The organism is Cohnella sp. (assembly GCF_041640265.1).
In the GTDB taxonomy this organism is placed as follows: Bacteria; Bacillota; Bacilli; order Paenibacillales; family Paenibacillaceae; genus Cohnella.
In genome coordinates this window covers 13135-25988 of record NZ_JBEQAP010000022.1, presented here as the reverse complement: position 1 = coordinate 25988, position 12854 = coordinate 13135, and the positions used below count along the sequence as shown (strand labels likewise).

Genomic DNA, 12854 nt, shown 5'->3' with positions numbered 1-12854 from the left:
TTGGTTGGACTTGCTCCGCTTGAGAAGCAACAGCTCTCATCAATTCGAAGAGGGACTGCCATTTGCGGTCTACACGGTAGGGACAGAGATGCAGGCTTCGATCACACGATTGGAAGGATTCTCGGCTAATCAGTTGTTTCTAACCTTTTCTGGAAAAGGGAAACTTCGTCTGCTAGGGCAGGATAAATGGGACATCATAAATCCGGGTACGCTGCTCTAAATTCCTGCTAGACGCCGAAACAGTTTACCCGCTTGTTCAGGCAAGCGTTAAATCAAACTCCGCTGCAATTTTTGCAAGGGAGTCGTCTGCGGACTGCCGATTTATTGTTAGGCGAACATCCGGACATGACGATCAGTCAAGCCGCTGCATCTGTGGGCCTCGCGCCGGTTTATTTTTCAAGATTATATCACCGAACCTTCGGCTGCACGCCTTCCTATTCCCGGACAAAATGAGCTTCTATATTATTGTTTGAATTATACCGATGGAGGTATGAGATGTCACAATCAGAACAAACCATCTACCGTTTCAGTGAAGCCCCTATTTGGGAGCTGCAGCGATCCTATTATGAAGAGCAAGGAATCAAGGCGTGGCAGAATGAAGTAGTCCCGCAGTACATAACGAGTAATCCGATTATTGCCGCAGCATATGCGGAAATGATTTTTGGGTTTCTTCAAGATAGAGCGAAATTAGGTTATGCCTCTGAGCTTGTTACGATCGTTGAGCTTGGAGCGGGGTCGGGCCAATTAGCATTTCTCGTTCTTACGGAGCTGTGCGAGCTAACGGAATATGCGGGCTTCACGCTTCCTCCTTTCCGCTATATCATGAGTGATTTAGCAGTCAAAAATATATCCTTCTGGCAACAGCATCGCAGCTTAATCCCTTTTGTTGAAAAAGGGATTTTAGATTTTGCGAAGTTTGATGCCGTTAAGGATACAGAGCTAAAGTTGACACAATCAGGTGTCCTCATACGGCCGGGCGACTTGCAGCAGCCGCTCATGGTTATCGCAAATTACTTTTTTGACAGTATCCCGCAAGAACTGATTTATATGGAAGATAGTAAAATCTATGAGTGCAAGGTTTCTCTACAGCATCCGGATGGAGCTGCCGATCTGAGCGCATCCGAAATGCTGGAGAAAGTCATCCTTGAGTACCATTATCGCAGGGCTGCCGATTACGAACGGGAGACGTACCCGTACCGCGACGTTATAGAAATTTATAGACAGAAGCTCGATGACTCCCATATTCTCTTTCCAGCCATAGGAATGGCATGTTTAGAACGGCTTGGCCAGCTATCGCAGCAGGGTTTCCTTCTGCTCACGGCGGATAAAGGCGATCACCGCTTAGAGAACTGGGAATTTGCGGAGCCCCCCAAGCTTATTGTTCACGGAAGCTTCTCCTTGACGGCTAATTATCATGCCATCCAAACCTTTTTCGAGCGGAAGGGTGCGCAGTCCTTGTTCACTTCGCATCATTATAATAACTTAAACGTAGGCTGCATTCTAATGCTGCAAGACCTTAATAGCTATGGTAATACTCGATTAGCATATCGACGGTTTGTAGATCGTTTTGGTCCTGACGACTTCTTCAGCATGAAACAATGGTTTGATGGACAGCTGGAACAATTGGAGATACGCCAAATCCTTGCCCTCTGGCGATTGGGAGGCCATGATGCGCAGTGGCTCCTGCAAAGCGCTAAGCGTATCTCGAGCCTTCTGCCAACCTCTAACGAGGCTGAAATGGAAGATGTTCGCAGGGGGATACACTTGATGTGGAAATCCTATTACCCTATGGAGGGGAAGCATAACTTAGCGTTAGATTGCGGCTTGCTGTTATATCAAATGGATTTGTTCAAGGATGCGAGGGTATTCTTGGAGCGGTCACTGATTCATAGCGAGGCAGATTCCGAGCTGCTCTATCACCTTGCGGTTTGCTGTTATGAGGTTGGCCATGAGGGCGCTGCATTGGATTATGCTCAGAGAACTTTAGCTATGGAGCCTGATCATGAAGGAGCACTGGCTCTTCGTGCGCTTTTTCATTAATTGATTGTTTGTCCTCATGTGATTCGGGTTGTATTTTCTCCGCTCGCCATGCTTGTCATGCTAGTCTGCATAATTGGTCAAGTCCCCTCATAGACATGAACCATGGAATTATTAATGTGCAGAGGGGTGGATCGCATGCGTCGTCGGATTTCATGGATCACCGCTGTTGCCCTGCTAATGACAGTCGTATTGGCTGGCTGCGGCGGGAGCAAGAATGCGGAATCGATCGTGAAGGACCTGGACAAAGTCGTCAGTAAAATGGAGAGTTATGAAGGCAGCGGCACGATGATCTTACATACAGGTCAACAGCCGCTAGAGTACAAAGTGGAAGTGTGGTACCAGAAGCCGCAGCTATATCGGATATCGCTTACCAATGCCAAAAGAGACATTACGCAAATCGTCCTTCGTAATGAAGAAGGGGTATTCGTTCTCACCCCGCAGCTCAACAAGAGCTACCGATTCCAAAGCGATTGGCCGGATAATCAAGGCCAAGTGTACCTGTACCAGACCTTAGTCCAAAGCATTCTGGTGGATAACTCAAGGCAGTTTACAACAGACAAGGACGCATATGTATTCGACGTTATGGCTGGAAACTATCAGAATGGCTCCTTCGCTCGGCAGAAAATATGGCTAGACCAGGAAGATTACTCACCTAGACATGTAGAAGTGACGGATGCGAACGCGAATGTGATGGTGGAAGTTAACTTCGACACCTTCGAATTCGGCAAGAAGTTCGATAAGACTGCGTTCGATATGGATAAGAATATGGGAATCACCCCAAATAACAAGCCTTCCGATACATCGGAGGGAAGTCCTAGTCCGGATGTTTCTCCAACTCCAGACGCAGCCCCAGACGCCTCTGCTATTCCGGATGATTCATCACCTGAGGCATCAGCAGCTCCCGACGATGAAACCTCAGTTCAGCCGGATTCAGGCAATGACAATGCGGCTAAGAATACAGAGGTCAATCTCACAGTCATTGAACCGGATCCAGATGCATTACCGGTTGGTGTTGAATTAAAGGATACCAGTGACGTGCAGCTTGGAGATTATTTAGGCGTTATGCTTCGCTATACAGGAACCTATGATTTTACTATCGTTGAGATGGTATCCAAGGATAGAGCCGTAACGTTCAGCGCAGGTATTGTCAAAGACCTCGGATTTACGTTAGGTCATCTCACAGAAGGTGTGACAAGCACACTGACTTGGAGCTATGAAGGCGTAGAATACCGGATAACCAGCGCAGATCTGCCGCAGGATGATATGGTTCGAATCGCACAGTCCATGGAACAATCATCGGGTAAATAGGCAAAAGAGAAAAGGGCCGATCGCTAGTCGATCGGCCCTTTCTTCGAAGGCATATCTCTTTGGAGATGACGGTTGAATGATTTTTTCTAGGGAAAAGGAAAAGTTTGTATGCTTGAATATCGTTGACAGCACCGCATCCTCCCGGTAACATTACTTTATTGTAGCACTTGAGCAGGGTAGGTGACCGGTCCGTGGACTGTTATTACCGGCCGACTGTGGCCGAGATTTCCCTCGATGCCCTAGAGTCTAACATAGGAGCGTTCCGCAAGCATCTGGCAACAGGAACACGGATCTTAGCATCCGTTAAGGCGAACGCTTATGGACATGGGGCTGTAGAGGTTGCGCGGAGTGCTGTCTCCGCCGGTGCTGATTACTTAGGTGTGGCGTTTCTGGATGAAGCGTTGCAGCTGAGAGCATCAGGAATAGAAGCACCCATTCTCGTATTAGGTTATACACCTCCAGAGGGGCTGTCTCTTGCTAAGGAGAAAGGAATAACGGTAACCCTATATCGAGACCACATGCTTGATGATGTGGCGAAGCTTTCAGATGTTGGCAATAAATTGAAGGCGCATATTAAGGTCGATTCCGGCATGGGGCGCCTCGGTTTACTTCCAGGAGCGGAGGCAGAGCGGTTTCTGGACCGCGCCTTCAAGCTTTCGCAGCTGACTGTAGAGGGGCTGTACACTCACTTCGCACGTGCGGACGAGATGGACAAAAGCTATACGGAGCTGCAACAGCAAAGATTCCAGAGTGTTGTTGATTACGTTAAGCGCGCAGGAATGCCGATATCCATTATCCATTCCAGTAACAGCGCGGCAGGTATCGATATGCCGGAGCGGGTTGGCGGTATGCTGCGGCTTGGGATTAGCATGTATGGCCTTTATCCAAGCGTTGAAGTGAATTCGCGAATGGTCCATTTGGAGCCTGTTCTTACCTTAAAAACATCTATTGTGCACGTGAAGAGTTTGGAAGCAGGCGAAGGCATTAGTTATGGTACGAGATATTTTACCCAAGGTAAGGAATCGATAGGCACTCTGCCGTTAGGTTACGCGGATGGCTTCAGCCGGATGCTAAGCGGGAAAGCTGAGGCGCTGGTCAGAGGACGAAAGGTACCTGTGTTGGGTACAATCTGCATGGATCAGTGCATGATTCGTCTGAATGATGCCGAGAAAGACGGCGAAGAACGAATCGGAGCCGGAGAAGAAGTGGTGTTAATTGGCCGCCAAGGGGATGAGTTCATCTCTGCGGAAGAGGTTGCAACGAAGCTTGGTACCCTTAATTATGAAGTAACTTGTATGTTGGCGGCAAGAGTTCCGCGTGTTTACCTACGCAGCGGGGAAGTCATCTCAATCGTAAATCCTTTGTTGGGTTAACTTTGGAAATTATTTTTATGTTCCGTATGCAGGAAAGTGAAATGAATATCTAGAATGTTTATGATAGAAGAATCGTATATTTCTTAACGGTCTCATGCATACTGGAAATTAGGTTGCTTTTTTGGAAATTCTTTGGGGGTGTCCGTTCGGTGGCTAATTTGCACAATACGAAACGTATTATGATCAGTCTGCCGGATCATTTACTGCGCGAGGTCGACTTTGTCGTCGCCAAGGAGAATACGAACCGCAGTGAAATTATTCGCCAAGCTATGAAGTATTACCTGGTAGAACGTAAGAAAAGACTGATTCACGATGCCATGCAGCGCGGTTATTTGGAAATGGCAAAGATCAATCTGAACATGGCATCGGAAGCCTTTCACGCCGAAGAAGATGCCGAAAGTACACTCGGGCGCCTCGTAAGCGGGGTGTAGAATTTGATTGTCAAACGCGGGGATGTTTTCTATGCGGATTTGTCGCCGGTGGTCGGCTCAGAGCAAGGCGGAGTACGTCCTGTGCTGGTCATCCAGAACGACATCGGCAACCGGTTCAGTCCTACCGTTATTGTAGCGGCCATCACGGCGCAGATTCAGAAAGCAAAGCTGCCGACTCACGTCGAAATCGAAGCGAAAATTCACGGCATGGAGCGTGATTCCGTCATTCTGCTTGAACAAATCCGAACAATCGACAAGCAACGGTTAACGGACAAGATCACGCATTTAGACGACGAAACCATGCGCAAAGTGGATGAATCGCTGCAGATTAGTGTGGGTCTGATTGATTTTTAATGAGAATAGAAACAGGAGCTGCGAGTATGCAGCTTTTTGTCGTTTCCGGAAAATAAAGTCGGTGGAAAATGGAGCGAAATGATAATGACAACACTCGAAGCAAAGCTAGGGAGATACGCGGAATTAATAGTGAAGGTCGGCGTTAATATCCAACCAGGGCAGGAGGTTTTCATCACTGGGTCGATTCATATGGCTTCTCTTGTACGAATGGTTGCAGGAAAGGCTTATGAAGCAGGAGCAAGCAACGTTCATGTAGATTGGACGGATGAGGCTCTATCTCGTATGAAGTATGAGAAAGCGGCGGATGAGGTGTTCACGCGGTTTCCCGAATTCGAGACCATGAAGAGAAACGACTTTGTTGCGAGAGGAGCAGCTTTCATCTCAATCGTTTCACCGAATCCGGATTTGCTCAAAGGCATTGATTCGAAGCGGATCGGGAATTTCCAGAAGGCATCCGGACAAGGGCTTGCGGAATTCAGGCGTGCCGTTCAAGCGGATAAAGTGAGCTGGACCATTGCTGCTGCGTCAACGGAGGATTGGGCAGTTAAAGTATTCCCCAAGTTGACTGCTGAGGAAGCGGTTGAACAGCTGTGGGAGGCTATCTTTACTTCTGTTCGCTTGAATGCTGCAGACCCTGTCAAGGCTTGGGAGGAGCACAATGCGTTACTGCACAGTAAGTGCGATATTCTCAATGGCAGAAGATTTCAGAAGCTTCAATATCGCGCCCCAGGTACGGACCTTACTATAGAGCTGCCAGAGAAGCATATCTGGGTTGGGGCTAGCAGCACGAATACGAATAATGTCCCTTTCATGGCGAATATGCCGACGGAGGAAGTTTTTACAGTACCGCTAAAGACGGGCACTAATGGTTATGTATCCAGTACGAAGCCGCTGAGCTATGCAGGCAATATTATTGACGGCTTTAAGCTGACGTTCGAGGATGGCCGGATTATTAAGGTTGAAGCCGAGCAAGGACAGGAAATTCTGCAACAGCTCGTTGATTCCGATGAAGGCTCGCATTACTTGGGAGAAGTCGCGCTTGTACCGCATGAGTCCCCGATCTCGCAGTCAAACGTGCTTTTCTATAACACCCTATTTGATGAGAATGCTTCGAACCATCTGGCTATCGGCAGCGGATATGCTTTTAACGTCGAAGGCGGCAAAGAAATGACTCCGGAAGAGCTGGCGAGCTGCGGCGTCAACTCCAGCATTATGCACGTTGACTTCATGATAGGCTCAGCGCAGATGGATATCGACGGGGTGCTGGCAGATGGCACAGTCGAGCCGATTTTCCGCAAGGGGAATTGGGCGATATAGGAATTGAATGGAATGTAGCGGGGGGCACTTATCAATGAGTTTTGGAAATCAGACCGCGGCAGCGGACAAGCAAGAAAGAATGATCAAGCAAATCGCCAGTGAGCTTGGAATTGGTTTAGGTCAGGTGCGGACGGTGGCTGCGTTGCTGGACGATGGCAATACGATCCCGTTTATCGCACGTTACCGTAAGGAAATGACGGGAGAGCTTGATGAGGTTCAGCTTCGCGCCATAGACGATCGGCGGAATTACTTGAAAGGCCTTGAGGATCGCAAAAGCGAGGTCTTACGGCTCATAGAGGAGCAGGGTAAGTTAACTCCGGAGCTGCAGGCTGGAATTGAGAAGGCGGCTAAGCTGCAGGAAGTGGAGGATTTATACCGTCCATACCGGCAGAAAAGAAAGACCAGAGCGAGCGTCGCCAAGGAACGCGGGCTGGAGCCTTTGTCTCAATGGCTTCTCTCTCAGCCAAAGCATGGAGATTTACTGGGTGAAGCCTCTAAATATGTAGATGCAGATAAGGGTGTAAATACGCCCGAGGAAGCCATTCAAGGGGCATCCGACATCGTGGCTGAGGGAATAGCCGATGATGCGGATATTCGGCGCTGGGTACGCAAGTTTACTTGGGATCAAGGCGTTCTTATCAGTAAAGCCAAGGATGCGGAAGCGGAAAGCGTATATGAGATGTATTATAAATATTCCGAGCCGGTCAAACGGCTGCCGCCTCATCGCGTTCTTGCTATGAATCGCGGTGAACGTGAAGAAGTGCTTGGTGTTTCCATAGATATACAGAGCGAGCGCATCGTTGAGGAGTTAAATAGACGTACGCTTAAAGGTCCTTCAGTAACACGCGATACACTAGCGGCTGCAGCTGAAGATGCCTACAAACGGCTTATTTCCCCTTCGATCGAAAGGGAGCTGCGCGGAGAGCTAACCGATAAAGCCGAAGAGCATGCGATCAGCATATTCTCTGAGAATCTGCGTAATCTGCTGCTTCAGCCGCCAGTTAAAGGGAGAGTGGTCCTCGGCGTAGATCCGGCATACCGCACAGGGTGCAAGCTGGCAGTCGTAGACGATACGGGCAAGCTAATGGAAGTGGCAGTTACATATCCGACACCTCCTCACAATAAAAAAGCCGAGGCAGAGGTCGTGTTCCGTCGGCTGATTAACCAATACGGGGTAAGTCTTATTGTAATCGGCAATGGAACGGGCTCGCGTGAATCGGAGCAATTCGTTGTCGATATCATCAAGTCTACACCGGAGCGTTCCATGCAGTATTTAATTGTCAATGAAGCGGGAGCCAGTGTCTACTCGGCTTCTAAGCTGGCAGCTGAAGAGTTTCCCGATCTGGACGTGTCTGAGCGCAGTGCGGTTTCAATCGCTCGCAGACTGCAGGATCCTCTGGCCGAATTGGTGAAGATTGAACCGAAAGCGATCGGGGTCGGACAGTATCAGCATGACGTCACGCAGAAGAGGCTGGATGAAAGCTTGTCCGGCGTCGTCGAATCTGCGGTCAACCATGTTGGGGTTGACGTGAATACGGCATCCCCATCGTTGCTCTCTTATGTGTCTGGAATCAATTCCACGATGGCTAAAAATATCGTAAAGCTTCGCGAGGAAACCGGTAAATTCGTCGAACGGAAACAGCTGCAAAAGGTACCTCGGTTGGGTGCGAAAGCCTACGAGCAATGTGCGGGGTTCCTGCGCATATCAGATGGTAAGAATCCGCTGGACCGCACGCCGATCCACCCGGAATCCTATGAGGTGGTCAGCCGGTTGTTCAAGGATTTAGGACTTAACCTAGCTGACATTGGCTCGGAACCGCTTAAGGAAAAGCTGAAGGAAGTTAATCTTGAAGAGGTGTCCGAACGTCTAAATGTCGGTGTTCCTACTTTGCGCGATATTATGGATAGCTTACAGCGTCCTGGACGCGATCCCCGCGATGAGCTCCCGCCTCCGATCTTCCATACGGACGTGCTGGATATCGAGGATTTGAAGCCGGGTATGGAGCTCAAGGGAACGGTTCGTAACGTGGTAGATTTCGGTGCTTTCGTCGATATCGGAATTAAGAACGACGGTCTAGTGCACATCTCCCAGATCAGCAATAAATTCGTTAAGCACCCAACGGAAGTCGTTGCAGTCGGCGATACGGTAACGGTATGGGTTCTTGGCTCCGATCTTAAGAAAGGCCGCGTCAGCTTGACGATGCGCCAGCCCTAATCACTCGTACAGCCCAAGCGGAGTTCCTCCGTTTCGGGCTGTTTTTAAGAGCACGCTTACATTTACCTCTTGCCCTTAAGAGCTAATTTCGTTACAATTCAAGCAACTGGAGGCGATAAAATGAACCCTGAAAAGTGTGTCGGATCCCATCATCCCAAATGGTTTGGATTAGCGTTGCAAGCGCTTGTCATTTTATCCAAGGATAATATCCAGACTTGCCCGAGCGCTGAGCTGGCCGTCTACCTTCAATCCGAAGCGACGCTGCTGCGGCGAATTCTTGCTACCCTGGTTAAGGGCGGTATCTTGGAAACGCGTGAAGGCCGTGACGGCGGGTACCGCTTAAAGAGAGATCCCCATTCGATAACGTTAGCGGAAGTATATACGGTTCTTCAGGTAAGCGATCCTTTGTTTTTCGGTATTAAAGAAACGACGGGAACGCATACCTTCGGTATGGAGATGAAGGGGATTTTCTGTGAGCTAACGGCGGAGATGGATCGTTCATTGTTAGAAGTGCTGAGTCGATATACCATAGGTCAGATTGCAGAGCGCGCGCATGAGTGTAAGGAATATTCTCCTGAAAGTGAGGTGAATTTGAGGAATTGACAATTGTTTATCGCGGTCTTATACTGTGCAATATACAGAACAGTTTAACATTCAAGTTGATCACGTTCGGCAATAACTGTGTAAATTTTATCACAGATTCATCATTTGAACTGGAGGAATGCAATATGTCCACAACAACTCAAACCCTTAACAGCCCAACCTTTTCAACTGTCATTCGGGAACGCCGCTCTGTCAGAACTTATGATCCATCGGTGAAAATATCTCAGGATGAGATAAAGGAAATACTTGGAGAAGCGGTTCTCGCTCCCTCCTCTTCTAATCTGCAGCCTTGGCGGTTCCTGGTTATCGACTCACAGCCTTTGAAGGAAAAGCTGCTTCCAATCGCTTTTAATCAAAAACAAGTTGTTGAAGCTTCTGCAGTCATCGCGGTGCTTGGTGACCTCGAGAGCTACAAGCTCACGGAGACCATTTATAATCGTTCCTTCGAAGCTGGGTATATGCCGGAAGAAAGGAAGAATACCATGATCACCAATACAACGAAGATGTATTCCTCTTTTCCTCCGGAGGTTTCGAAAAAAATCATATACACGGACGGCGGACTGGTCTCTATGCAGCTAATGCTTGCGGCCAAAGCCAGAGGTTATGATACAGTGCCTATGGGCGGATATGATGCGGGGAAATTCACCGAAGCTTTCGGAATTAACGAACGTTATGTACCCATTATGCTAATCGCTATCGGTAAAGCTTCGAACGAGGGTCACCCGACAGTGCGTTTAACTGTTGACGAAGTAGCTAGGTTCAACGAAATGTCCTTCTAATTGCAGGGGCAAACGAAAGGGATCTTCTTATCACGCTTATGCGGCGAGAGGAAGAAGATCCCTTTGTTTTCTTTTCTACCCTTCAAGGGTGACTCACTGCATTATCTTTGGATTTCTCGGGTTTAGCGCGGTAATAGAACCAGCAGTCGTTCAATAGACGAATTTGCCGACGATCTTTCTTGTGAAACGCTGACATGAGCTGGTTGCAAAGCCATTGCGGCATTGGAATCGTCCTCCTCCCCTCACATGCTGTATCAATAGCATATGGGGTGAAGCGCATGACAGTGCAGGTCCGATCGTATATCGCTTTTTAGAGCATATCCTCATCTTCATACCACTGTTCCAGCTGAGCTTGCAGTGCGCGAATCTCAGTTAGCAGCGAGACGAGAGGATACTCACTTTCACGAATCGAGGAGAACGTTCTCTCCAGTTCATTAATGTAATGCAAGCCGCCGATCGGCGATTGATTCTCATCGAGTAAATCCAGAGCGCGGAACTCCGCGATTGCTCTAGGAAGCTTAGGGACGTTGTCAGCGGTTAACTTCGAGAGCTCTTTATGAAGACGAAGATTAAGCGCGCTGAGCTGATAAGCATGGGAAGCTGGCATCTGAACAAATTCAAGCTCGCCTTGCTCCTTTTGTAAAAGTATATAAGACATTTCCGGCATACATACTGGTCTCCCCTCAACCATTTCTACTTGACAGTGTAGCCCAATCTTAGTCTACAATTCAAGTAGGACAGCAAGGAGGATAGGTTATGAACGATCAAGAGCTGCAGCAATGGATAGAAAGGGTGTCATTGGCCGATTTCGGACGTCCATTTCTGCATAGAGCCTCCTTTAACGCGAGGTTAAGGACGACCGGTGGACGTTATTTCACGAAGAGCCACAATATCGAGATAAGCCCGCATCAGCTTGCCGTTAACGGGGTCGAAGAGACGGAAGCCATCATTAAGCATGAGCTATGCCATTATCATTTACATATTCAACGTAAAGGATTCCAGCATCGGGATGCAGACTTTAAGCAATTGCTCGTCCAGGTTGGAGCAACCCGGCATTGCAAGCCGTTACCTGGGGCGGCAAGAACCTTGCCGATCAAATATATGCTCGCTTGTCAGAGCTGCGGGATGAATTATCCGCGTAAGCGTCGCACGGATCCGCGTAAGTATGCCTGTGGACGATGCAGAGGCAAGCTTAGGCTGCTACAAGTACAACCTGAGCAGCCTAAGCCTGCAGCAAGCGCAAAAAGCTGAAAATATGGAGTAGGAGCACTGAGCTTACTGACTGCTAAGCTCGGGACGAGATGATTGGCGAAGTCTTCTGGTGAGCGGATCGCAGCTCCGGATTGGAAGATCAAACCGCTGATCGCGATACCGGATACGCCTCCTAACTCCCTCGTTGCATTCCCCATACCACTTGCTTCTCTGGCAGCGTCTTACGGTACCGCGGACATCGAGCCGTGGGATAGAGGAGTGAAGCTTAGACCCATTCCGGTTTCGGCTAACATCATAGGGTACTTTATTATTCCGAATTTTAGGAACGGAATATTACACCCAAATATTTCAAACAGGAATATCGCGGAAACAGCTCTTATAATGCTTGACTTCAAAGTTGAATCGTGATAAATTATTAATTGTCGCTTTTGAACTTTCCCTGATAGCTCAGTTGGTAGAGCACTCGACTGTTAATCGAGTTGTCACAGGTTCGAGTCCTGTTCGGGGAGCCATGGGGAGATACCCAAGTGGCTATAAGGGGCTCCTCTGCTAAGGGAGTAGACGTGTCATGCGTGCGAGGGTTCGAATCCCTCTCTCCCCGCCATGTAACTTCAATTAGACGACTATATAGAAGAGTCCAATCGGCCTTGTGCCTTTTGGGCTCTTTTTGAATTTGTAGGGGTCTTGGGCAGGGTTGATGCACGATATGCTGCTATTGACTTCTCTGTAATTAGCGCACAGAGAGTGCGTTAAATCGACTAAACTAGCACGCCATCGCCTTTAGTGCACAGAGAGTGCGTTAAATCGACCAAACTAGCACGCCATCGCCTTTAGTGCACGGAGAGTGCGTTAAATCGACCAAACTAGCACGCCATCGCCTTTAGCGCACGGAGAGTGCGTTAAATCGTCCAAACCAGCATTCAACCAAGTTTTAAGTAATTAGTCTAGGGTGTTATGAATCACTCAATACAAACGGGTGTGTCGCCAAATGGCGAAGCCATGCATGCAACTTACAAGAATAAATAGTCTGATTTTCCCTTTAATTATACCAAAAAATATTGCTTGCCTTCGCTGTCTGATTCAGATATAATCATATTTGTCGTCTGAAACGGGCAATCGCTAAAAACAGATTTCGCAGCCCTTAAATGGCCCCTTGGTCAAGCGGTTAAGACACCTCCCTTTCACGGAGGTAACAGGGGTTCGAATCCCCTAGGGGTCACCA

At 48.4% G+C, this 12854-nt stretch carries 15 protein-coding genes and 3 tRNA genes; 16 read left to right on the top strand and 2 right to left on the bottom strand.

Annotated elements, in window-relative coordinates; genetic code table 11:
• Positions 1 to 19: 19 nt before the first annotated feature.
• From ACESLK_RS16555 to ACESLK_RS16505, 11 genes are all read left to right on the top strand, one after another.
• Positions 20 to 220 carry a hypothetical protein gene (locus ACESLK_RS16555; RefSeq protein ID WP_373230704.1) on the top strand — a complete coding sequence of 67 codons (201 nt, stop codon included), beginning with the start codon at positions 20 to 22 and terminating at the stop codon, positions 218 to 220.
• A 32-nt stretch (positions 221 to 252) separates the two neighbouring features.
• A complete protein-coding gene (locus tag ACESLK_RS16550; protein ID WP_373230703.1) occupies positions 253 to 453 on the top strand; it encodes a helix-turn-helix domain-containing protein in 201 nt (66 codons plus the stop codon).
• Between the two features lie 42 nt (positions 454 to 495).
• Positions 496 to 2040 (top strand): tetratricopeptide repeat protein, encoded by a 1545-nt coding sequence (locus ACESLK_RS16545; protein ID WP_373230702.1) that lies wholly within the window; start codon positions 496 to 498, stop codon positions 2038 to 2040.
• Positions 2041 to 2175: 135 nt separating this feature from the next.
• Positions 2176 to 3348, top strand: coding sequence for a LolA family protein (locus ACESLK_RS16540; protein ID WP_373230701.1), 1173 nt, complete (start codon positions 2176 to 2178; stop codon positions 3346 to 3348).
• Between the two features lie 191 nt (positions 3349 to 3539).
• Complete coding sequence (alr, locus tag ACESLK_RS16535; RefSeq protein ID WP_373230700.1) at positions 3540 to 4721, top strand: alanine racemase; 1182 nt, start codon at positions 3540 to 3542, stop codon at positions 4719 to 4721.
• 149 nt (positions 4722 to 4870) lie between these two features.
• Positions 4871 to 5152 carry a CopG family ribbon-helix-helix protein gene (locus ACESLK_RS16530; protein ID WP_373230698.1) on the top strand — a complete coding sequence of 94 codons (282 nt, stop codon included), beginning with the start codon at positions 4871 to 4873 and terminating at the stop codon, positions 5150 to 5152.
• Positions 5153 to 5155: 3 nt separating this feature from the next.
• Entirely contained in the window at positions 5156 to 5506 is a 351-nt protein-coding gene (locus tag ACESLK_RS16525) for a type II toxin-antitoxin system PemK/MazF family toxin (protein ID WP_373230696.1), read from the top strand.
• An 84-nt stretch (positions 5507 to 5590) separates the two neighbouring features.
• On the top strand, positions 5591 to 6823 hold the full coding sequence (locus ACESLK_RS16520) for an aminopeptidase (RefSeq protein WP_373230695.1): 1233 nt from the start codon (positions 5591 to 5593) through the stop codon (positions 6821 to 6823).
• A 34-nt stretch (positions 6824 to 6857) separates the two neighbouring features.
• On the top strand, positions 6858 to 9038 hold the full coding sequence (locus ACESLK_RS16515) for a Tex family protein (RefSeq protein WP_373230693.1): 2181 nt from the start codon (positions 6858 to 6860) through the stop codon (positions 9036 to 9038).
• 120 nt (positions 9039 to 9158) lie between these two features.
• Positions 9159 to 9641 carry an RrF2 family transcriptional regulator gene (locus ACESLK_RS16510; protein ID WP_373230691.1) on the top strand — a complete coding sequence of 161 codons (483 nt, stop codon included), beginning with the start codon at positions 9159 to 9161 and terminating at the stop codon, positions 9639 to 9641.
• A 125-nt stretch (positions 9642 to 9766) separates the two neighbouring features.
• Positions 9767 to 10420: a nitroreductase family protein gene (locus tag ACESLK_RS16505; RefSeq protein ID WP_373230689.1), complete on the top strand. Its 654-nt coding sequence runs from the start codon at positions 9767 to 9769 to the stop codon at positions 10418 to 10420.
• 82 nt (positions 10421 to 10502) lie between these two features.
• Here ACESLK_RS16505 and cmpA read toward each other — a convergent pair whose 3' ends face one another.
• Both cmpA and ACESLK_RS16495 read right to left on the bottom strand, forming a co-directional pair.
• Positions 10503 to 10643: a cortex morphogenetic protein CmpA gene (gene cmpA, locus ACESLK_RS16500; protein ID WP_373230687.1), complete on the bottom strand. Its 141-nt coding sequence runs from the start codon at positions 10641 to 10643 to the stop codon at positions 10503 to 10505.
• Between the two features lie 87 nt (positions 10644 to 10730).
• Positions 10731 to 11087 (bottom strand): hydrolase/acyltransferase, encoded by a 357-nt coding sequence (locus ACESLK_RS16495; RefSeq protein ID WP_373230686.1) that lies wholly within the window; start codon positions 11085 to 11087, stop codon positions 10731 to 10733.
• 89 nt (positions 11088 to 11176) lie between these two features.
• On the opposite strand from ACESLK_RS16495, the gene ACESLK_RS16490 reads away from it, so the two are divergent.
• The 5 genes from ACESLK_RS16490 to ACESLK_RS16470 all read left to right on the top strand — a co-directional run bounded on the left by ACESLK_RS16490 (position 11177) and on the right by ACESLK_RS16470 (position 12854).
• Positions 11177 to 11671: a SprT family protein gene (locus ACESLK_RS16490; RefSeq protein WP_373230685.1), complete on the top strand. Its 495-nt coding sequence runs from the start codon at positions 11177 to 11179 to the stop codon at positions 11669 to 11671.
• 54 nt (positions 11672 to 11725) lie between these two features.
• On the top strand, positions 11726 to 12040 hold the full coding sequence (locus ACESLK_RS16485) for a hypothetical protein (RefSeq protein WP_373230684.1): 315 nt from the start codon (positions 11726 to 11728) through the stop codon (positions 12038 to 12040).
• A gap of 28 nt (positions 12041 to 12068) precedes the next feature.
• Positions 12069 to 12144, top strand: a tRNA-Asn gene (locus ACESLK_RS16480).
• 1 nt (position 12145) lies between these two features.
• Positions 12146 to 12236, top strand: a tRNA-Ser gene (locus tag ACESLK_RS16475).
• Between the two features lie 543 nt (positions 12237 to 12779).
• Positions 12780 to 12854: transfer RNA gene (locus ACESLK_RS16470), tRNA-Glu, on the top strand.